This is a genomic window from Gemmobacter aquarius (assembly GCF_003060865.1).
In the GTDB taxonomy this organism is placed as follows: domain Bacteria; phylum Pseudomonadota; class Alphaproteobacteria; order Rhodobacterales; family Rhodobacteraceae; genus Paragemmobacter; species Paragemmobacter aquarius.
Map to the genome: position 1 here is coordinate 3,444,449 of NZ_CP028918.1, position 19,658 is coordinate 3,464,106.

Annotated in this window: 14 protein-coding genes; 1 reads left to right on the forward strand and 13 read right to left on the reverse strand. The window is 61.5% G+C overall.

Annotated features, from left to right (window positions below; translation table 11 throughout):
• Window positions 1–84 precede the first annotated feature (84 nt).
• The 5 genes from infB to pip all read right to left on the reverse strand — a co-directional run bounded on the left by infB (window position 85) and on the right by pip (window position 6,761).
• Window positions 85–2,679: a translation initiation factor IF-2 gene (infB, locus tag HYN69_RS16680; RefSeq protein ID WP_108436735.1), complete on the reverse strand. Its 2,595-nt coding sequence runs from the start codon at window positions 2,677–2,679 to the stop codon at window positions 85–87.
• Entirely contained in the window at window positions 2,676–3,308 is a 633-nt protein-coding gene (locus HYN69_RS16685; protein ID WP_108437280.1) for an RNA-binding protein, read from the reverse strand. Before HYN69_RS16685 ends, infB begins: the two co-directional genes overlap by 4 nt.
• Before the next feature lie 19 nt (window positions 3,309–3,327).
• Window positions 3,328–4,938 (reverse strand): transcription termination factor NusA, encoded by a 1,611-nt coding sequence (nusA, locus tag HYN69_RS16690; RefSeq protein WP_108436736.1) that lies wholly within the window; start codon window positions 4,936–4,938, stop codon window positions 3,328–3,330.
• Between the two features lie 17 nt (window positions 4,939–4,955).
• Window positions 4,956–5,573, reverse strand: coding sequence for a ribosome maturation factor RimP (gene rimP / locus HYN69_RS16695; protein ID WP_108436737.1), 618 nt, complete (start codon window positions 5,571–5,573; stop codon window positions 4,956–4,958).
• A 210-nt stretch (window positions 5,574–5,783) separates the two neighbouring features.
• The gene (pip, locus tag HYN69_RS16700; protein WP_108436738.1) at window positions 5,784–6,761 is read right to left on the reverse strand and encodes a prolyl aminopeptidase; all 978 of its coding nucleotides are present in this window, start codon (window positions 6,759–6,761) and stop codon (window positions 5,784–5,786) included.
• Window positions 6,762–6,818: 57 nt separating this feature from the next.
• Here pip and ubiG point away from each other — a divergent pair, with 57 nt between their 5' ends.
• Window positions 6,819–7,559: a bifunctional 2-polyprenyl-6-hydroxyphenol methylase/3-demethylubiquinol 3-O-methyltransferase UbiG gene (ubiG, locus tag HYN69_RS16705; RefSeq protein WP_108436739.1), complete on the forward strand. Its 741-nt coding sequence runs from the start codon at window positions 6,819–6,821 to the stop codon at window positions 7,557–7,559.
• Window positions 7,560–7,621: 62 nt separating this feature from the next.
• Here the strand turns inward: ubiG and HYN69_RS16710 are convergent, their stop codons facing one another.
• From HYN69_RS16710 to HYN69_RS16745, 8 genes are all read right to left on the reverse strand, one after another.
• Window positions 7,622–8,797 carry an HlyD family efflux transporter periplasmic adaptor subunit gene (locus tag HYN69_RS16710; RefSeq protein WP_108436740.1) on the reverse strand — a complete coding sequence of 392 codons (1,176 nt, stop codon included), beginning with the start codon at window positions 8,795–8,797 and terminating at the stop codon, window positions 7,622–7,624.
• Window positions 8,794–10,986 carry an ATP-binding cassette domain-containing protein gene (locus HYN69_RS16715; protein ID WP_230426445.1) on the reverse strand — a complete coding sequence of 731 codons (2,193 nt, stop codon included), beginning with the start codon at window positions 10,984–10,986 and terminating at the stop codon, window positions 8,794–8,796. The genes HYN69_RS16710 and HYN69_RS16715 overlap by 4 nt, the downstream gene beginning before the upstream one ends.
• The gene (locus HYN69_RS16720) at window positions 10,983–12,323 is read right to left on the reverse strand and encodes a TolC family protein (RefSeq protein WP_159082510.1); all 1,341 of its coding nucleotides are present in this window, start codon (window positions 12,321–12,323) and stop codon (window positions 10,983–10,985) included. The genes HYN69_RS16715 and HYN69_RS16720 overlap by 4 nt, the downstream gene beginning before the upstream one ends.
• A gap of 13 nt (window positions 12,324–12,336) precedes the next feature.
• Window positions 12,337–15,657 (reverse strand): Ig-like domain-containing protein, encoded by a 3,321-nt coding sequence (locus tag HYN69_RS16725; protein WP_108436742.1) that lies wholly within the window; start codon window positions 15,655–15,657, stop codon window positions 12,337–12,339.
• 192 nt (window positions 15,658–15,849) lie between these two features.
• Window positions 15,850–16,857 (reverse strand): ABC transporter ATP-binding protein, encoded by a 1,008-nt coding sequence (locus tag HYN69_RS16730; protein ID WP_108436743.1) that lies wholly within the window; start codon window positions 16,855–16,857, stop codon window positions 15,850–15,852.
• Window positions 16,854–17,894, reverse strand: coding sequence for a Gfo/Idh/MocA family protein (locus tag HYN69_RS16735; RefSeq protein WP_108436744.1), 1,041 nt, complete (start codon window positions 17,892–17,894; stop codon window positions 16,854–16,856). Before HYN69_RS16735 ends, HYN69_RS16730 begins: the two co-directional genes overlap by 4 nt.
• Window positions 17,891–18,730, reverse strand: a complete 840-nt coding sequence (locus tag HYN69_RS16740; protein ID WP_108436745.1) for a carbohydrate ABC transporter permease — start codon at window positions 18,728–18,730, stop codon at window positions 17,891–17,893. Before HYN69_RS16740 ends, HYN69_RS16735 begins: the two co-directional genes overlap by 4 nt.
• Before the next feature lie 9 nt (window positions 18,731–18,739).
• A complete protein-coding gene (locus tag HYN69_RS16745; protein WP_108436746.1) occupies window positions 18,740–19,657 on the reverse strand; it encodes a carbohydrate ABC transporter permease in 918 nt (305 codons plus the stop codon).
• Window position 19,658 lies beyond the last annotated feature (1 nt).

The following is a 19,658-nucleotide window of genomic DNA, read 5'->3' on the forward strand; positions in this document are numbered from 1 at the left end:
CCACGGACGGTGCGCGCAAAGCGCACACCCTACGAAAAAGGCCGCGCAATCAGCGCGGCCTTTTCCATTCTGTCAGGCCCCGGATCAGGCCAGCGTGCGCTGCACTTCCTCGCGCTCGAAGATTTCGATGACATCGCCTTGGCGGATGTCTTCGTAACGCTCGAACGCCATGCCGCATTCCTGACCGGACTGCACTTCTTTGACTTCGTCCTTGTAGCGTTTCAGCGTCTTCAGCGTGCCCTCGTGGATCACCACGTTGTCGCGCAGCAGACGCACACCGGCCGACCGGCGGGCAACGCCTTCGGTGACGATGCAACCGGCAACCATGCCAACGCCCGTAACCTTGAACACTTCCTTGATCTGCGCGTAACCGATAAACGTCTCGCGCACTTCGGCTTTCAACAAGCCCGAGGCCGCTTTCTTGATGTCATCCACCAGATCGTAGATGATCGAGTAATAGCGGATCTCGACACCTTTCTGATGGGCGCTGTTACGGGCGGACGCATTGGCCCGCACGTTGAACCCGATGATCGGCGCGCCGCTGGCTTCCGCCAGACCCACGTCGGTATCGGTGATCGCACCCACGCCCGAATGCAGGATACGCACGCGCACCTCGTCGTTGCCGACCTTTTCGAGGGCCTGCACGATGGCTTCGGCAGAACCCTGCACATCGGCCTTGACCAGAACCGGCAGTTCCGAAACCGACTTGTCGGCCTTGGCCTTGGCCATAAGCTGTTCCAGCGTGGTCGCGGCACCGGCTGCGGCGCGTTTGTCCTTGGCGGCCTTCTCGCGGTAATCCGCGATCTCGCGCGCCTGCGCTTCGGTCTCGACCACGTTCAGCACGTCACCGGCTTGCGGCGTGCCGTTCAGGCCCAGAACCTCGACCGGAACCGACGGACCGGCTTCCATCACCGTCTCGCCCTTGTCGTTGATCAGCGCACGCACCTTGCCCCACTGCTCGCCGACGACAAAGATGTCGCCCTTACGCAGCGTGCCGTTCTGCACCAGCACCGTCGCAACCGGACCACGGCCCACGTCGAGCTTGGCTTCGATCACGGCACCCTGCGCCGCCCGCTTGGGGTTGGCCTTCAGTTCCAGAATTTCCGCCTGAAGCGCGATTGCTTCCAGCAGATTGTCCAGACCCATGCCGGTCTTGGCCGACACTTCCACGTCCTGCACATCGCCCGACATCGCTTCGACGACGATGTTGTGTTGCAACAGGTCGGTCCGAACCTTGGTCGGGTCGGCACCGTGCTTGTCCATCTTGTTGATCGCCACGATCAGCGGAACCTTCGCCGCTTTCGCATGGGCAATCGCCTCGATGGTCTGCGGCATCACCGCATCATCAGCCGCAACGACCAGAATGACGATATCCGTCACCGCAGCCCCGCGCGACCGCATCGACGTAAACGCCGCGTGGCCGGGGGTGTCGAGGAACGAGATCACGGCCCCGTTTTCGGTCGTCACCTGATAGGCGCCGATATGCTGGGTGATGCCACCGGCTTCGCCCGACACCACGTTCGCCTTGCGGATCGCATCGAGCAGCGAGGTCTTGCCGTGGTCGACGTGCCCCATGATCGTCACGATCGGCGGGCGGGTGATCATGTCCTCGTCGCGGTCGTTGCCGACCGTCTCGATGGCCTGTTCCACGTCGGCATCCGAAACGCGCACTGCCTTGTGGCCGAATTCCTCGATCACCAGTTCCGCCGTATCGGCGTCGATAGCTTGGTTCATCGTGACCATCATGCCCATTTTCATGAGCGATTTGACCACATCCGCAGCCCGCTCGGCCATACGGTTGGCCAGTTCCGAGACGACAATCGTTTCGGGCAGCTGCACGTCGCGCACCTGCTTTTCCGATTTCTGTCCCAGACCCAGCGCCTTTTGCCGTGCCTTTTCCTGCTTGCGCTTCATCGCCGCAAGCGACCGCTGGCGTCCGCCCTCGTCTGATGTCGCATCCGACAGCGTCAGCTTGCCCGCGCGGCGGCCTTCGTCGCCTTTGGTCTTGGCGCGGTCACGGTCGGTCGCCCGCTCGTCCCGCTCGCGTTCCGATTTGCGCGGAGCCAGCGCAGGCGCCAGATTGCGCGTCCGCGGAACCGCAGCCTCACCCGGAGCTGGCGCAGGCGCAGGCCCGTCACCACGATCGAGCGGCTTGTCGGCCGATGCCGGCGCGGCGGGCTGCCTGCGGCTCGTGCCAAGAACATCGGCCTTTCGGGCCGCTGCGGCAGCGATGCGCGCTTCGGCCTCGGCCTTGCGGGCCGCTTCCTCTTCTTCCGCCTTCAGCCGCAGGGCTTCCAGACGGGCACGCTCTTCGCGCTCTTTGGCTTCGATCTCTTCGCGGCGGCGGGCGCGATCTTCGCCCCGCAGCTTTTCATCCTCGGCCCGCTTGGCGTTATCTTCCGCTTCACGTGCCTTGGCAGCCTTCAAGGCCGCCAGACGGCGCTCCATCTCCGCATCGGAAATGCCAGCCGGACGCTTGGACGGGTCGCCCAGATGCGGGTTCGCCCCGGGCGTCGCAGCACCGGTCGCGCCGGGCTTTGCCGGGACCACAACGCGTTTGCGCTTGGTCTCGACCACGACGCTTTTCGTCCTGCCATGGCTGAAGCTCTGCTTCACCTGCCCCGAACGCGGAGCACCACCACCCAGGCCGAGGGGTTTCTTGCCGTCAGTATCGCTCATGCCGTCTTCGTATCCTCTCCGGCGGTCTCGCCGCCGATCAGCCCGCGGATTCCCGCAAGCCTTGCCGCTTCCTCTACAACACGCGTCGTGAGTCCACCAGCCGCAAGCGCGGCGTGTATCGCACGTTCGCGCCCGAATGCCAAACCCAATTCCCCCGCGTTCAGGCAACGAATCAACGTTTTCTCGCCTGCCGGAGGGCGCAGTTTCGCGTTTCCGCGTTCCGACCCGTCACTGGCCTGAATCAGGATTCGCGCCTTTTCCTTCACCAGCCAGTCCTTGACCTTTTCATAGCCTGTCACAGCCGATCCCGCCTTGCGTGACATAGACACCAGATCAACCACCCGCCGCGCCAGCTGACCCTCGATCAGGTCGGCCAGCCCCTCGGGCACCTTCACCGGTTGCCGCGCGGCACGGGCAAACAGCCCCTTCGTCGCAGCCTTCTCGATCGCGGCACGATCCGCCATCACGTAAAACCCGCGGCCCGGCAACCGGCCCAGCACATCGGGCACCACCTCGCCATCGGGGCTTACGCAAAACCTGATCAACCCGCCCTTCGGCTGGCTGATACCCGAGACGATGCATTTACGCTCCGCCTCGTCCTGATCCGTTTCCCGTCCGCCCCGCGTCACTGCGGCCAAGTCCGAGGCCTCAGGCCTCGGCCTCCTCTTCTTCGACGTCTGCCTCGGCAGCACCGGCAAGCTCGGTCGGATCGACCCAACCCAGCATCACCCGCGCCGTCATGATCAGCGTTTGCGCTTCCTCGAGGCTCATCTCGAACTTCTCGAGAACGCCCTCGTCCTTTTTGCGCTGCCCGTTTTCGGTCGTCCAGCCACCGGCCAGTTCCCAGTCGGCGCAGGTCGCGAAATCTTCCAGCGTCTTGATGCCGTCATTCGCCAGCGCTTCCACCATCTGGGGTGTCAGGCCCTCGAATTCAATAAGGCTGTCCTCGACACCCAAGGCACGGGCATTTTCCAGCGCCTTGCGAGCCTGCTCTTCGATGTAATCGCGGGCACGGGCCTGCAATTCGCCAGCGGTCGCCTCGTCGAAGCCGTCGATCGACAGCAATTCGTCCGTTTCGACGTAAGCCACTTCTTCCAGATTGGTGAACCCTTCCGAAACCAGCAACTGCGCCATCATCTCGTCGATATCCAGCGTGTCCATGAACAGCTTGGTCCGCTCGGCGAACTCGGCCTGACGGCGCTGGCTTTCCTCGGCTTCCGTCAGGATGTCGATATCCAGACCTGTCAACTGGCTTGCCAGACGCACGTTCTGGCCACGACGCCCGATGGCGAGCGAAAGCTGCTCGTCCGGCACCACGACCTCGATCTTGCCGGCTTCTTCGTCGATGACGACCTTCGACACTTCGGCAGGCTGAAGCGCGTTCACAAGGAACGTCGCCTGATCCTGATTCCACGGAATGATGTCGATCTTTTCGCCCTGCAACTCGTTCACCACGGCCTGCACGCGGCTGCCGCGCATACCGACGCAAGCGCCGACAGGGTCGATCGAATTGTCATAGGAAATCACGGCGATCTTGGCGCGCGATCCCGGATCGCGGGCAACGGCCTTGATCTCGATGATGCCGTCATAAATCTCGGGCACTTCCATCTTGAACAGTTCGGCCATGAACATCGGGTCGGTCCGCGACAGGAAAACCTGCGGACCGCGCGGCTCGCGGCGCACGTCCTTGATGAAGCAGCGGATACGGTCGTTCGGGCGATAGCTTTCGCGGCCGATCTTCTCGTTGCGGCGCAGGATGCCTTCGCCACGGCCGATATCGACGATGATATTGCCGTATTCCTCGCGCTTGACGACACCGTTGATGATCGTGCCCTTGCGGTCACGGAATTCTTCATACTGGCGGTCACGCTCGGCTTCGCGCACCTTTTGCAGGATCACCTGCTTGGCCGATTGCGCGGCGATGCGGCCCAGTTCGACGGGCGGAACCTCGTCGATCACCTCGTCGCCGATCTGCGGGTCAGCCAGATAGGATTTCGCCTGCTTCAGCGTCAGTTGTGCGTGATGGCTCTCGACGGCGTCGTCCTCCACAACCGTACGGATGCGCGCGAACGTAGCACGGCCGGTCTTGCGGTCGATCTTGACGCGGATGTCCAACTCGGCCCCGTAGCGCGACTTTGCCGCACGGGCGAGGGACTCTTCCATCGCCTGGATCACAAGCTCCGGGTCGATCATTTTCTCCCGCGCGACCGCCTCGGCGGTTTGCAGAAGTTCCAACTGGTTCGCAGAAGTAATCGCCATCAAGGGCCTCCCGGAGGTTAGTGTCTGGTCTCGGGCGTGTCGGACGCGTCTTCGTCGTCCTCGTCGCCTTCGGTTTCTTCAATCTCGTCGAACTGGCTTTCGTCGATGATCCCCGCAGCCTTGCGCTGGCGCAGCATCTCGGCGATCAGCTCGTCGGTCAGGATCAGCTTGGCATCCGACAGCCATTCGAATTTCAACCCGATGGTCAGCGGATTGCCGGCCTCGTCGATCTCGATCAGCACCTCGTCGCCCTCGGTGCCTTGCAGCACCCCTTTGAAGCGGCGGCGGCCGTCGATCAGCTCGGTCGTCTCGATGCGGGCTTCATAGTCCACCCACATGTCGAAATCCTTCAGCCGCGTCAGCGGCCGGTCGATGCCGGGCGACGAGACTTCCAGAACGTAATTGTCCTCGATCGGGTCTTCCACGTCGAGCACGGCGGAAACGGCGGTCGAGATCTTGCCGCAGTCATCGACCTCGATCCCGCCATCGGGACGGTCTGCCATGATCTGCAAAATGCGCGTGCGTCCACCCATCAGGCGGATGCGGACCAATTCGAACCCCAGCCCCTCGATGACGGGGCCGACGATGTCGGCAAGGCGACGGTCGATGGCGGTCTTGGCGATCAGATCGGACATGGCAGCTTTCAGAGTGCAGGATGCAGAAAAGAAAAAAGCGGGCACAGCGGCCCGCTCGCGTGGATCTTTGGCGTCAGGTTTGGACCCCGACTCCGCTGTTAGGGGCGATATACGCCCGACCCGACGCTTGTGCAAGCGCAAGATGAAAGATCACCGCTTCCCTAACGCGGCGATTCAAAAGTCTGCATAGGGTGTGCACAGCTTGTGCATTCAGGCCACCCCGTCGCGCAGCCCGTCCATGACCCGCACCAAGGCCTCGCTGATTCCGGCCTCGGACAGTGCATGCCCCGCCATCGGCACGATACGAAGCGCGCAACTGTCCCAGCCCTGCGCCAGCTTCCACGCGGCTTGCGGTGGGCAGATCATGTCGTATCGCCCCTGCACGATCACCGCCGGAAGATGCAAAATCCGCTTCTTTTCCCGCAAGATCCAGCCGTCTTCCTCAAGAAAACCGCCGTTCTGGAAGTAGTGGTTTTCCAACCGCGCAAAGGCGCGGGCATATTCACCGGGGCTTTCGCCCATCATCCCGTCGTTCTGGATCGAGGCCAGCGCGTTCTCCCAATTGGCCCAGATCCGGCCGAACTTGGTCTCTTCCATCAGGTTGCCGGAAAACAGCCGCCGGTGATAGGCCGCAATCAGATCCTGACGTTCATCCGAAGGAATCGCATTGGCAAACCGCGCCCAAAGCTCGGGAAAGAACTGCCCCGCCCCGCCGCCATAGAACCAGTCCAACTCCTTGCGAGTCATCAGAAAAACGCCGCGCAGCACAAGGTTCGTCACCCGCGCCGGATGGGTGATCGCATAGATCAACGCCAGCGTCGCGCCCCAACTTCCGCCGAACAAGATCCAGCGGTCGATGCCCAAAGTCTGCCGGATAACCTCGATATCTGCGACCAGATGCCACGACGTATTCTGGATCACACTCGCATGCGGCCGCGACCGCCCGCAGCCCCGCTGGTCGAAAAGCACCACGCGATAGACCGCCGGATCGAAATACCGCCGCATCGCCGGGCTACACCCGCCCCCCGGCCCGCCATGCAAAACGACCACAGGAATCCCCTGCGGATTGCCACATTGCTCGACATAAATGCGGTGCCCGTCCCCCATGTCGATCACCCGCTGATCGAACGGGTCGATCGGCGGGTATAAAAATTCGACTGCGCGCTTTTGGCCTGATCTGTGATCCATCATTGCCCTATATAACCCGCCAAGGGCCAAGGACCAAGGCCTGCGAAAGGTGACAGCATGACGACCCAGACAACCATCGACCCGACCGAAGTCGCCAAGTTCGAAGCCATGGCCGCCGAGTGGTGGAACCCGAACGGCAAATTCAAGCCGCTGCACATGCTAAACCCTTGCAGGCTCGACTATATCACGCGCCAGATCGCGGCCGAGTTCGACCGCGACCTTACCCGCCCCGACCCGTTCAAGGGCCTACGCATCTTGGATATCGGTTGCGGTGGCGGTCTGCTTTCCGAACCGATGGCCCGCCTTGGTGCCACCGTGGTCGGAGCGGATGCCGCTCCGCGCAACATCCCCGTGGCGCAGCTTCATGCCGAACAGTCGGGCCTGACCATCGACTACCGCCATACGACTGCCGAAGACCTTGCCGCAGCAGAGGAACGCTTCGACGTGGTGTTGAATATGGAAGTGGTCGAACACGTCTCGGACCCGCAGGCCTATCTGACCGCCTGCCACGACCTTCTGAAACCGGGCGGGCTGATGGTATGCTCGACCCTGAACCGCAATCCGAAAAGTTTCGTCATGGCGATCATCGGTGCCGAATGGGTGATGCGCTGGCTGCCAAAGGGCACGCATGACTGGTCCAAGTTCATCACCCCCGACGAGCTTTACGCCCTCCTCCGGACGGCGGGACTCGATCCAGTCGACCGCAAGGGCATGGTCTTCAATCCCGCCTCATGGTCTTGGTCGTTGTCATCGCGCGATCTGTCTTGCAATTACGTGACGACCAGCCTGCGCCGCTGACCTTGCCGCTTTACGCAAACGTTAGTCCCAGCGCAGGCGGGGCACCAACGGCGCCCGTCCGGTCACCGCTCGGTCAACGCCTCTGACCCGCGCCAAAGCGGCTTGGTCAGATAGGTCAGCACAGTCTTGCCGCCGGTCAGCAGTTCCACCTCGGCCTGCATTCCGGGCCTGATTTGCAATGTCGCCTGCCGTTCGGTCAGTTTCGACAGGTCCACCCGCAGCGTTACCTTGTAGTGCGGGTCGCCGTTCGGATCACGGGACCGTTCATCCTTGAAGGTGTCGGCCGAAATGAACTGCACCTTGGCCTTCAGGGTGCCGTACATCGTGTAGTCATAAGCGGACAGCTTGATCGTCGCCTCTTGCCCCTCTCGCACGCTCGCGATGTCGGCGGGTTTCACCTTTGCTTCGATGAACAACTCTTCATCCAGCGGTATGATTTCCAGGATTTCCTCGCCCGGACGCACGACGCCGCCAATCGTGGTTATCGCCAATCGGTTCACCACGCCGCGCATCGGTGCGAACAGGACCGTGCGTGACAATTGGTCCTGCGACAACCGCAGTTTCTGGCGGAGCGAGGAAAGCTCGCCCTGAACTTTGGAATATTCGGCCGCACGGTCAAGGTCGGTCGTCGTCAGAACCTCGTTCAACCGCGCTTCGGCGTCCGACTTTGCTTTTTTGGCGCGGGTCACCTCGATTTCGGGTGCAACGTCACGGTCGAACATGCGCTGCGTCATGTCCAACTCCTTGGCCGCCTGCTCGAGCACCGCACGGGCACCGCTGCGCTTTGCTTCAAAGTCCGTCTGCCTTGCTTGCAGCAATGACCTTTCAGAGGCCACGATTTCGGGCACGCGCGCTGCGTCTTCGGCAGGCACGTCGAACTCTGGTTTTCCTGCGGCTTCCGCCTCGAGCCGCAGGCGCCGGATGTCGAGAGCCGCGATCTGGTCAGTCAGGTCATCGACGTTCGCCTGATATTGCGTGCCCTGCAACCGGGCCAGAACCTGCCCCGCCTGCACCGTATCGCCCTCGGCCACATCCAGTTCGGCCAGGATGCCCCCTTCGAGGTTCTGGATGATCTGCGGCCGCGAGGATGATACCACCTGTCCCGGCGCCCGCACGATTTCATCTACCCATGCAAAATGCGCCCACAGGAGGAACACCCCCAACGTTCCGGCGATCAGCCAGACCGTCCAGCCCGAGCGTCGCGCAGATTGCGAAAGCGGTGCATCAAAGGTCGTCATGACCCTGCCTTTGCCAAATGCGCGAGCACGGCATCGCGCGGGCCGTCGACCGCAAGTTTGCCGTTCTGCAAGATGACCGTCCGCTGCGTCAGTTGCAAAATCGGAATGCGATGCGTGGCGATCACGGCTGTCCGCCCTTGCAGCCAACCACCCAGTCGGGACACCAGCGTCGCCTCGAGCGTCTGGTCAAGCGCAGCCGTGGGTTCGTCCAGAATAGCAACTGCGGGGTCCTGCAACCACAAGCGGGCCCAGCCAAGCGATTGACGCTGCCCGACGGAAACACCTTCGCCCATTTCCTTGATCTCCAAGTCCAGCCCGCGCGGATGGCTGCGCACGAACGGACCCAGCCCTGAGAAATCCAGCGCAGCCAGCAACCGGTCGTCATCCCGTTCAAGCGCGTTCATCGTCAGGTTCGAGCGCAACGTGCCCGAGAACAGGCGCACTTCTTGCCCGAGGTAGCCGACGGACCGGCGCAAATCCCGAGGGTGGATCTGACCGAGGTCCAGCCCGTCGACCATGACGCGGCCACCGGTCGGTTCATAAATCCCGGCCAGCAAGCGAAGCAGGGTCGATTTTCCCGAACCGTTCGATCCCAGCACCGCCACGTGTTGACCGGCCGGAATCGCCAAGGCGGGCACGTCCACCGTTGCGCTTGCCTTGGCATCGTAACGGAACTCTACCGCACGCAGTTCAAACGCACCCTTCAGCCGATCGCGCCGAAGATAGGCGCGCCCGGGTTCTTCCGCCTGCGCTGCATTGGCGACGGCCTCCAGCCCTTGCAGGGCTGCCTTGACGTTCGACCACCTCGCAAGTGTGCCTGACAGTTGGGACAACGGCGCCAAAGTGCGACTTGTCAGCATCGACACAGCTATGATCGTCCCGACCGTAAAGGTGCCTGCAAAAACCTCGTAGGTGCCAACCATGATCGCAAGGATATAGGTCGCCTGTTGGACGCCCTGCGCCCATGTAGTCAGCCATGTCGTCAACAGCCGTTGGTACGAGGATTTTGCCGCCGACAGCGCCACCAGCTCCGACCACAGCCGCGCGACCTTTTCTTCGCCTCGTTGGGTGGAAAGCGTTTCGTGCTCGAAAACCGCTTCGTAAAGCAACTTGGCAGAGCGCGTGCTTGCACCTTGTGTCGCGTGGGTCAGCTCGACCATCCGCTTTTGCAGCAAAAGCCCCGGAACGACCATCAGCACTCCGCCTGCAATCAGCACCCAGACGATATTGCCGCCGATCATCGCGACCAGCGCAAGGAAGATGATCAAGAACGGCAAATCCGCCACAGTGCCGATGGTGCTTGCCGTGAAAAACTCGCGCACGGAGCCGAAATCGCGCATTGCCGCGAAAAGGGTCGATGGCTTACGCTCTCCGGGTGCTGCCTTCATTCCAAGCAATCGCTGCATCAGGCGCGCCTGTACATCGATCTCGATCTGCTTGCCGGTCGAATCCATCAGCGCAGACCGCGCCACCCGCAGCGCAGCATCCATCGCAATTGCCAGAAAGGCGCCAAGCGAGAGGACCCACAAGGTTGGCTCGGACTGGTGCGGAATGACGCGATCGTAGATCTGCAGGGAATAAAGGGCGATGCCTGCCGCCAGGAGGTTCGACACCAGCGAGGCGGCTGAAACCTCGATCATGCTGCGGCGATGAAAGCGGAACTCGCTCCAGAACCAATGCGGCTCTTGGACCGTTTCGCTATGCCGCTCTTCGATCTGGGCAAAAGGTGCCCGCACCGTAAGGAGCTTTCCGCCAAAGGCCGGCAGAAACTCGGCCAAGGCGATCTCGCTGCGAAAGTCTGGCGCGGCAGGGTCATGGATCGTTGTGGTCAACCCCGACATCGCAAGCGCAAGCACGACATGCCCGCCCGTCATTTCGACAAGGGCAGGCAGATCGGGAGATGACAGTTGCGCCCGTTCGATATGGTTGACCGAAAGCCCCGCCGTATCGCGCAGTGCCTGACCAAGGGCGACAAGCCCCGGTCGATTGCCAGCCTCGATCTTGACCAGTGCTTCGACCAAGTCAGTGCATGTAACCTCGGCACCGACCAAGGCTGCGGCAGTTGCAGCCAGTCGCGCCCGTGCCTGCAAAGGTCCGGTCTCGTGTTGCGCAACGGGTTGGGCTGTATGCACGGTTACAGCGTTGTTCCGCGCCGGATGCATGTCGAAGGAAATGACCTGCGTTGTCACATCGGCGCCCCATGGACCAGCAAACCCTGCATTGCGGCAACTTCAACCTCGCGTCGGGCAATTTCGTAATCCAGCGCCACCTGATCCCGCTCGAGCCGCAAAGCGGCGTCGTATTGCCCGACGAGTTCGACCAACGACCGCAAGCCGGCTTTGTATTGCTCGACAAAGAGGTCGAGGTTTCCCATCGTTTGCCGCAATACCTCAGCCCCTTGCGACCGGCGGAGCCGCAACTCGGCGATCTCGCCGCCGAGCGAGTCAATCCGTTGCCCGCTTTCAAGCCGCGCCTCGGCGAACCTGCGTTCGACAAGGTCGGGCGTCGCATTCAGTGCCCGCAACTTCGCACCAGTGCCAAAGCCGATATTCGCCCCGCCCAGTTGAAGCCCGGATAGAAAGGATCCGCCACCATCCAGCGAGGCGGTCGCCGCAAGTCCCGGCAGACTTCCTGCTCGCTCGGCCCGCGCCAGGGCCAAAACGCGTGCGCCCTCGCTTTTGGCGCGCATCACCGACAACGGCTCGGCTCGGCCCTGACCCAATGGTTCGATGCCGCGCAATCCCGCAAGCGGACGCCCGGCCAGTGACGCAAGATCGTTCAAGGACCGCTCGGCAGATTGCATGTCGCCAGAATAGGTTGCCTGCATCTCGGCGCGCTTCTGGCTTACGACTTGCAGTTCCGACCGGTCGGACAAGCCGCCCGTGACCCGCTGTTGCACCATATCCTGATAAGCTGACAGTCGTTCGACCCCGCGGCTTGCAACTGCAGCCTGCGCGCGCGCCTTTTCGGCGGCGATATAAAGCTCCAGGCCCTGACGCACACGGTCATTCGTGTCTTCGGCAAGACTGACCGCTGCCACTTCGACATCCGCCGCAGCGACCGCTCTTTCGGCACGTCGCCTTCCGTTGTCCAGCAGGGCCTGCTCAGCCACCAGCTTCGCAGCCATCACGCCGAGACTGTCCAGTGTCACCACCGGCCCGATTTGCGGAAGCCAGTTCTTGTCGACCGCCTCTTTTTGCAGCTTCGCCATCTGCAGTTCGGCAGCGGATGCCCCGCCCGATGCAAGCATGACCGCCTGCGCTACCGCTGCGTAACTTCCGCCTGCGGGCAAGACCGACTGGCGTGATCGCAGATCATCCATCACCGGAAAGGCCGCGGTGCTGCCTTCGGCGGCAAAAAGGCGGGTTTGCTCCGGCTTGTCCGGGGCCTGCCCTCTGCCAATTCCCTGAAACCCGGGCGGCTGCAACCCCCCCAGACATCCCGAAAGCAGCACCGCCACGGTCAGCATCAGGGCGAGGCGCGGTGATGCCACCCTGTCCGACCAACGGAGCACTGGGCGTTCCATGGACGATCTCCGCTCAGATGACCGTCCGGTTGATGTCTTCGTCGACGAAAATCGTGGCGCCATTCAGCGTGTAGACGGCGTAACGCTGCCCGTCCGAGCCGATATGCAGATTCTGCGTGTCGGTGGCACCGGTCATCGTAACACGGTCATTGCCTTCGCCATGGATCATCAATCTTTGGTCAGGACCGGTGACTGCCTGCAACTGCGCCGCAGTGATGTTCATCCGGCCTTGGGTCGACGACAGGTCCACCGCCGCAATGTCAAACCCGGCCAGACCGGGGCGCGACAGATCGACGACTGTTTCCCCAGTCGTCCGCAGATAGAGCGTGCTCGCATCGTTGCCTGCCGAATCGACATCACGGATGATCAGATAGCTACCATCCGGCAGGTTCGGAGAGAACAGCGCCAACTCGCTGCGGACCGCGGTCTGGTTCACCGGAACCATTATCTCGAACGCTCCATGCGCAGGCGTCACATCCACGGCAGCGCCACTGGCGGCAACCTCGTGGTAGCTGAATACATCCGGAGAATACGCTGTAAAAACGCCGCTAAGGATGCCGCCGGCACCGGAATCCTGAACCAATTCCGGTGCCGTCGGGGCGTCGGTATCGATATTGAAGGTAAAGTTGTGCAAGGCTCGGTTGCCGTTCGGATCGATTGCTTCGATAGACGCCGGAACGCCGTTCCGCGTGCCGCTGGGCAGTTCGTTGCGGCTAAAGGTGGTCGACCAGTTGCCGGAAACGTCTGACGTGACGGTATGGCTGCGGCCATCGACCGTTACAATTACCGTAGATCCGGCTTCGGCCTTGCCACTGACCGGCAATCCGGCAGACGCTTCGGCCGCGTTCATCACCCCGTCGGCGCCGACACTGAAGGCAACGTCGGATCGTGCAAAATTGTTCACCACCGTATCGATGGCTACGGTTTTCTGTTCCCAAGCCGTCTGGTTCCCATAGGCATCTTGCGCGCGCACACTGATGGTTGCTGTCGCGTTGACGCCTTCGGGTAAAGCTGCCGCCGGCACTGTGTAAGACCAGCGCCCGCTTGCCGTATCGGCCGCGGGAACTGTGGCCGAGAACTGGCCGATCTGGATCGTTACGACTGACCCCGCTTCCACCGTTCCATTGATGACCAGCCCTGCCGTCCGCTCGGCCGCATTCAACCTTTGTGCATCGAGCGGCCCGTCGTTGACCGCACCAACCAGATCGGGATTGGCGAACGAGAAATCGCGCACCAGCGTATCTACGGCAAAGTTACGTGTCAGGGTTTCGCTGCGGTTGTTTGCAGCATCGATCGAATAAAGCGAAATCAAACCGCCGTTCGCACCGCTTGCGATTTCGCCGGACGCGATCGTGTTCATAGGCAGGGTCCAGCGGCCATTCGCATCCGCCACGGCCATCCGTTCTGTCCCCATGTAAGTCACGAAGACCCGTGCATTCGCGTCGGCCGTGCCCTCCAGCGTAAAGCCAGAGGCCCTTTCCGCACCAGACACCACACCGTCCGCCCCGCCGGGGGCTGCCTGCAGCGTGATCCCTGCTTCAAGATCGACGCGGACCGGAAGGACATTACTGGCGGTGTTGCCTGCCCGGTCTGTCGAAGTGACCGTCATCGAGGTCATGCCGCTCACACTTCCAGCAGCACCAGCAGGCAGCGTCAGCGTCCACGCGCCGGTTGTCGCATTCACGTTTGCTGCGTAAGTGGTGCCTTGCCACGCCACATCGACGCGCGTGCTTCCTGCTTCGGCTTGTCCGGTCACGGTCAGCGCAGAGCGCGACTCCGACAGGTTCACGATTCCGTCGCCAAACGCAGCATGGCCCGCCATGTTCGCGAACGAAACGGAAGTCTGGGTGTCGACGATGAAGGATCTGGATGCCGAGCTGGGGTTTCCAGCAGCGTCCACCGTCGTGACCGTTGCGTTATACGTGCCGTCCACAAGGGTTCCGCCGGCAATGGAATAGCTCCAGCGGCCCTGTGCGTCGGCGACGACGGGCGCATTGGTGACCACGCCGGGAATGGTGACGCTCACCACGGCTCCGGCGGTGGTGGAACCACCAATCGAGACGGCTTGCGCCTGTTCGGTGCGATTGACGAAGCCATCACCCGAAACTTGGTCGACGGCCAAGGGATGCGGGATTGTGTCGAGCACAAGCGTATCGGTCAATCGCGTGACGTTGCCGTGAATATCGGTCGAGGTCAGCGAAACCGGGACCGTCCGCTCGCCACCCGCAACCTCGGCCTGCGAAAAGGTCACCGACCAGGTTCCGTCCTGCGCGACCGAAGTCGTGTGCGTCTTTTGCTCGATTGTGACCGAAACCGAAGCGCCCGCCTCGCCCGTTCCCTTAAGCGTCACACCATTTGCATATTCGGCCAGATTTTCGACGTCGTTGGTGCTTCCCGTGCCCTCGGTCGCAACGAGGGGCGGCGGAGTCATGTCGATGACCACCATAGCGCCCGGCAAAGTTGTCGATGTACTGCCGGTGAACGCGGCCTGCACCTGATAGTTTCCGTCAGGCGGCAGTGCGTTCGTGGGGAACGTCGTGCTCCACGTGCCGCCGGTCGTTATCGTCGTGGTCTGGCTGCTGCTTCCGACCGTTACGGTAACAGTGTCGCCAGCGTTGCCGGTTCCGGTCACTTGCAGCGACGGATTTGCAACGGTCGTGCTGAGCACCTGGGTCGAACCAGCGCCATTCACACTGGGCGGAAGCACGACGCTTGGCGTAGTACCGCCGCCGCCACCTCCGTTTCCGCCCGTTCCGCCACCAGTGCCGCCGCCATCCGGCGTCGTACCGGCCGAGCCGCCGCCGCCGCCAAGCGCAGCGCCACCCACCAATACCGCACCGCCGGCCGCCGCGGCGCCAAGGCCGCCACCGCCCATGCCCAGCAAGGCAGGGGTGAAAATGCCCATTCCGGCGGGTTCATTCGTCGCGCCCGCAGATGCCACCACCGGGTCGCCTTCGACAAAACGAAGGTCATCCAGGGGGCTCCATTTGTCGAAAGCGGATACAGGACCGTAATCTGCAACCAGGTAACCGTCTCCGGACTCGGAAAGCAGCACTTCGGTGATGTTGTTGTCACTGCTTAAGTACAAGTGATTAACGACGCCTTCGGGGACGTCGTAATACCCGAGCAGGATGATGGTCCTACCGTCTGCCAGTTCCACAACGAGGTCGCCTTCGACCCGCTGATAGCCCAGCACACTTTCCTTCGATATGTTCAATGAAATGCTGTCGCCAGCGCCAACTTGGACAAAGTTTGCCTGCTCGTCGCCGGCAACAGTTCCCATGGTGTTGCCGCCCGCAGAACTGCGGACAGCGAAATCAATCGCTGCACTCATTACCATCACTCCGCCTCAAGCCCGGCCATTCACGTGGCTAGGAACATTATTGGTCAGTCATACGCCGACCTATTGATGCCACAATTAACCCGCTTTTTGCCGCAATTCCAGACAAATCGCGCAATGGTAGTGAATTATGCGAACCTGCATGCCACATGTGGCATCAATCTCACGCTGTCCTGTCAGGTCTACCTAGCGAAGCCGTTGGCCATTCTTGCCAAAATGGAACGCGCGCTCGGCATCCAGAGACAGCCAGGCATCCGCATCGACGGCATAGTCATGCTCGCCGAACAACCGCACCGTTAAAAGCCCGTGGACCTCGGAACGGACATAGACGAGCGTTTCGCCGCCCAGCTTTTCAACATGGCTGATCCTGCCGTAAATCGCGCCGCTGCCCGCCGAAATGACCAGGTGTTCGGGCCGGATGCCGACCGTCTCACCCTGCATATCAATGGCGCCCGCTTTCAGAAAATTCATCTGTGGGCTGCCGATGAACCCAGCCACGAATGTGTTGGCAGGGTTGTTATATAATTCCATCGGCGCGCCGACCTGTTCGACCTTTCCCGCCCGCAATACCACGATCTTGTCGGCCAGCGTCATCGCTTCGACCTGATCGTGGGTCACATACACCATCGTAGCACCCAGTTCGCGGTGCAGTCGCGCGATCTCTATCCGCGTCGCCACCCGTAACGCGGCGTCAAGGTTCGATAAAGGCTCGTCGAACAGGAACAGCTTCGGCGTCCGCACGATGGCCCGCCCTATTGCCACCCGCTGCCGCTGCCCACCCGACAGTTCCGCAGGCCGCCGTTCGAGATAGTCACCCAAGGCAAGCATATCCGACGCTACCGAAATCGACTTCTCGATCTTGGCCTTGGGTTCACCTGCCTGCTTCAAGGCCAGGCCCATGTTATCGCGCACCGTCAGGTGCGGGTATAAAGCATAAGTCTGGAACACCATTGCGATCTCGCGCTTGGCAGGGGCCACATCGTTGATCCGCACCCCATCGAGCATCACATCGCCGCCAGACACATCCTCAAGCCCCGCGATCATCCGTAACAGGGTAGATTTGCCGCAGCCCGAAGGCCCGACGAAGACGCAGAACTCGCCCTCTTCGACCGTCAGATCGACGCCCTTGATCACCGCGGTCTTGCCATAGGCCTTGGCGACCCCGCGCAATTCCAGCGTGCCAACACCCCTCACAGCTTCACCGTCCCGAACTTGACCGGCTCACCCGACCGCACGCTCTCATCCGCCGCGAGGCAGATCGCCAGCGACTGCACCGCATCTTCCATATGCCGCGTCAAATCCAACCCCTCGTTGATCGCCCGCGCAACGAATGCCTGCTCGCGGTCGCACAATTCCTGATGTCCCGGTTCGTCCGCCATGCTCAGATCTTCATGACCACGTCCAACCCGGTGCACCCGAAGCAAACTGGTTTTGGTATGCGTGTCGATGTCATCCGACCGCGCACTTTCCGGCATCCGGATCGAAACCGCCCCGTTCGGGCTGACCACATCCTTCACGAAAAATGCCGTGTCGCTCATCATCGGACCCCAGCCCGCCTCATACCAGCCAAGGCTGCCGTCTTCGAACAGCACCTGAAAATGCCCGTAGTTGTACATGTCCGGCGCGATTTCGTTCGACAGACGCAGCCCCATACCCCGCACTTCCACGGGCTTGGCATCGGTGATTTGGCACATGACATCCACATAATGCACCCCGCAATCCACGATGGGGGGCGTGGTCTGCATCAGCGCCTTGTGCACCTCCCACGTCGGCCCGCCCGACTGCTGGTTCAGGTTCAGGCGGAACACATAAGGCCCGCCAAGCGCCCGCGCCTCCTCGATCAACCTAATCCAGGATGGATGGTGCCGCAGGATGTATCCCACCACCACCTTCCGTCCCGTCCTTACCGCACAGTCCCGCACCCGCCGCGCATCTGCCACCGTCGTAGCCAACGGTTTCTCCACGAAGACATGCGCCCCCGCCTCCATCGCGGCACAGGCATAATCGGCATGAGTGTCCGAATACGTTGCCACACAAACAAGATCAGGCTTCAACCGGCCCAAAGCCTCGGAATAATCCGCACTCAACAGGTAGCCCTGCAACTCTGCAGGCAAATCCACGGCCGAGCGGTTCACCAGCCCCACAATCTGAAACGCCGGATCCTTATGGTAAGCCAAGGCATGGCTCCGCCCCATATTCCCCAGACCAGCCACCAGCACCCGAATGGTCATTTCACCGCCCCCGCAGTAATGCCGCGGATCAACTGCCGCGAAAACACCAGATACAGCACCAGCACCGGCACGATCGCCAAGGACAGCGCGGCCAGCACCGCGTTCCAGTTTGTCACGAATTGGCCGATGAACACCTGGCTGCCGAGCGTGATCGTCTTCACCTCTTCGGCCGGTGCAAGGATCAGCGGAAACCAAAGATCGTTCCAGATCGGGATCATGGTAAACACCGCCACTGTCGCCATCGCGGGCCGTACAAGCGGCAAGACCAGACGAAAGAAGATCCGATACTCCGACAACCCGTCGATCCGTCCCGCGTTCTTCAGATCATCCGAAACTCCCTTCATGAACTCGGACAGGATGAACACCGCCAGTGGTAAACCCTGCGCCGTATAGACCAGCACCAGCGCGGTCAGAGTATTCACCAACCCTCCGGCCACCATTATCTGCAAGATCGCCACTGTCCCAAGCCGGATCGGGATCATGATGCCCAGCGCCAGATACAACCCCATCAGCGTATTGCCCTTGAACCGGTATTCCGACAGCGCAAATGCCGCCATCGCACCGAACAGCAGCACGAAGAACAGCGAAAACACCGTCACGGTCATGGAGTTTAGGAAATACTGGAAGAAATCTCCCTGCTTGAGCACCGTCGTATAACCGATCAGGTCGAAATGCTCGGGCCACGGCAGCGCCAGCGGGTCCGCGAATATCGCCCTCCGGCTTTTGAAGCTGTTCACCACGATCACAAAGACCGGAAACAGCGCGATCAGGGTATAGGCGATCAGTACCGCATGCGCCGCGATGCTACGCCCGACATTGCTCCGCACCACCGACATCCCGCCCCCTCAGAACTGATACCGACGCAACCGCGTCTGGATACCAAACAGATAAACACAAACGCCCAAGAGGATGATGCCGAACATCGCGGTCGCAATCGCCGACCCCATGTAAGGATCGCCCAGTTGCAACTGGAAACCAAAGAAGGTGCGGTAAAGGAATGTCCCCAGAATATCCGTACTGAAATCAGGCCCCGCCAGCGCGCCTTGCGCCACATAGATCAGATCGAATGCGTTGAAGTTGCCCACGAAGGTCAGAATCGAGATGATCCCGATACTCGGCAAGATCAGCGGCAGTTTGATCTTCCAGAACTGGCTCCAGCCTGTCACGCCGTCCATCTCGGCCGCCTCGATGACATCGTCCGGTATCGACAGCAAAGCGGCATAGATCAGCATCATGGGTATGCCCACGAACTGCCACACCGACACCAACGCCAGCGTGGTCAGCGCATATTCGGCCTTCCCCAGCCACGGCGCGAACAGGCTTTTCAACCCCACCATATCGAGCATCCCCGGTGCAATCCCCCAGATCGGCGAAAAGATCAGCTTCCACACGAAGCCCACGATCACGAAGGACAATATGGTCGGAATGAAGATCGCCGTTCGGTAAAATGCCGCCATCCGCAGCTTTGGGCTAGACAGCAAAGCCGCCAGCAAAATCCCGATGGGGTTCTGCACCAGCATGTGAATGACGAAAAACCAGAAGTTATTGCCCAAGGCGTTCCAGAACGCATCCGACCAGCGCCGATCACCGAACAGCGTGGCGAAGTTCGCCAGGCCCACGAAAACGCGGCTATCCGCCGACTCGTTGTAAAGCGAAAGGTTCAGCGTCCCGAACAAGGGGATGATCATGATCGCGGTATAGACCAGTAGCGCAGGCGCCAGAAACACCGCGATATGCCAGCGCACGGGCTTGCCCCTCGCCATG

What these genes read in the sequence shown, in the direction of transcription:
- infB (WP_108436735.1), bottom strand. Translation starts at nt 2,679, where the DNA reads ATGAGCGATACTGACGGCAAGAAACCCCTCGGCCTGGGTGGTGGTGCT.
- nusA (WP_108436736.1), bottom strand. Translation starts at nt 4,938, where the DNA reads ATGGCGATTACTTCTGCGAACCAGTTGGAACTTCTGCAAACCGCCGAG.
- rimP (WP_108436737.1), bottom strand. Translation starts at nt 5,573, where the DNA reads ATGTCCGATCTGATCGCCAAGACCGCCATCGACCGTCGCCTTGCCGAC.
- pip (WP_108436738.1), bottom strand. Translation starts at nt 6,761, where the DNA reads ATGGATCACAGATCAGGCCAAAAGCGCGCAGTCGAATTTTTATACCCG.
- ubiG (WP_108436739.1), top strand. Translation starts at nt 6,819, where the DNA reads ATGACGACCCAGACAACCATCGACCCGACCGAAGTCGCCAAGTTCGAA.
- HYN69_RS16710 (WP_108436740.1), bottom strand. Translation starts at nt 8,797, where the DNA reads ATGACGACCTTTGATGCACCGCTTTCGCAATCTGCGCGACGCTCGGGC.
- HYN69_RS16720 (WP_159082510.1), bottom strand. Translation starts at nt 12,323, where the DNA reads ATGGAACGCCCAGTGCTCCGTTGGTCGGACAGGGTGGCATCACCGCGC.
- HYN69_RS16725 (WP_108436742.1), bottom strand. Translation starts at nt 15,657, where the DNA reads ATGAGTGCAGCGATTGATTTCGCTGTCCGCAGTTCTGCGGGCGGCAAC.
- HYN69_RS16735 (WP_108436744.1), bottom strand. Translation starts at nt 17,894, where the DNA reads ATGACCATTCGGGTGCTGGTGGCTGGTCTGGGGAATATGGGGCGGAGC.
- HYN69_RS16740 (WP_108436745.1), bottom strand. Translation starts at nt 18,730, where the DNA reads ATGTCGGTGGTGCGGAGCAATGTCGGGCGTAGCATCGCGGCGCATGCG.
- HYN69_RS16745 (WP_108436746.1), bottom strand. Translation starts at nt 19,657, where the DNA reads ATGGCGAGGGGCAAGCCCGTGCGCTGGCATATCGCGGTGTTTCTGGCG.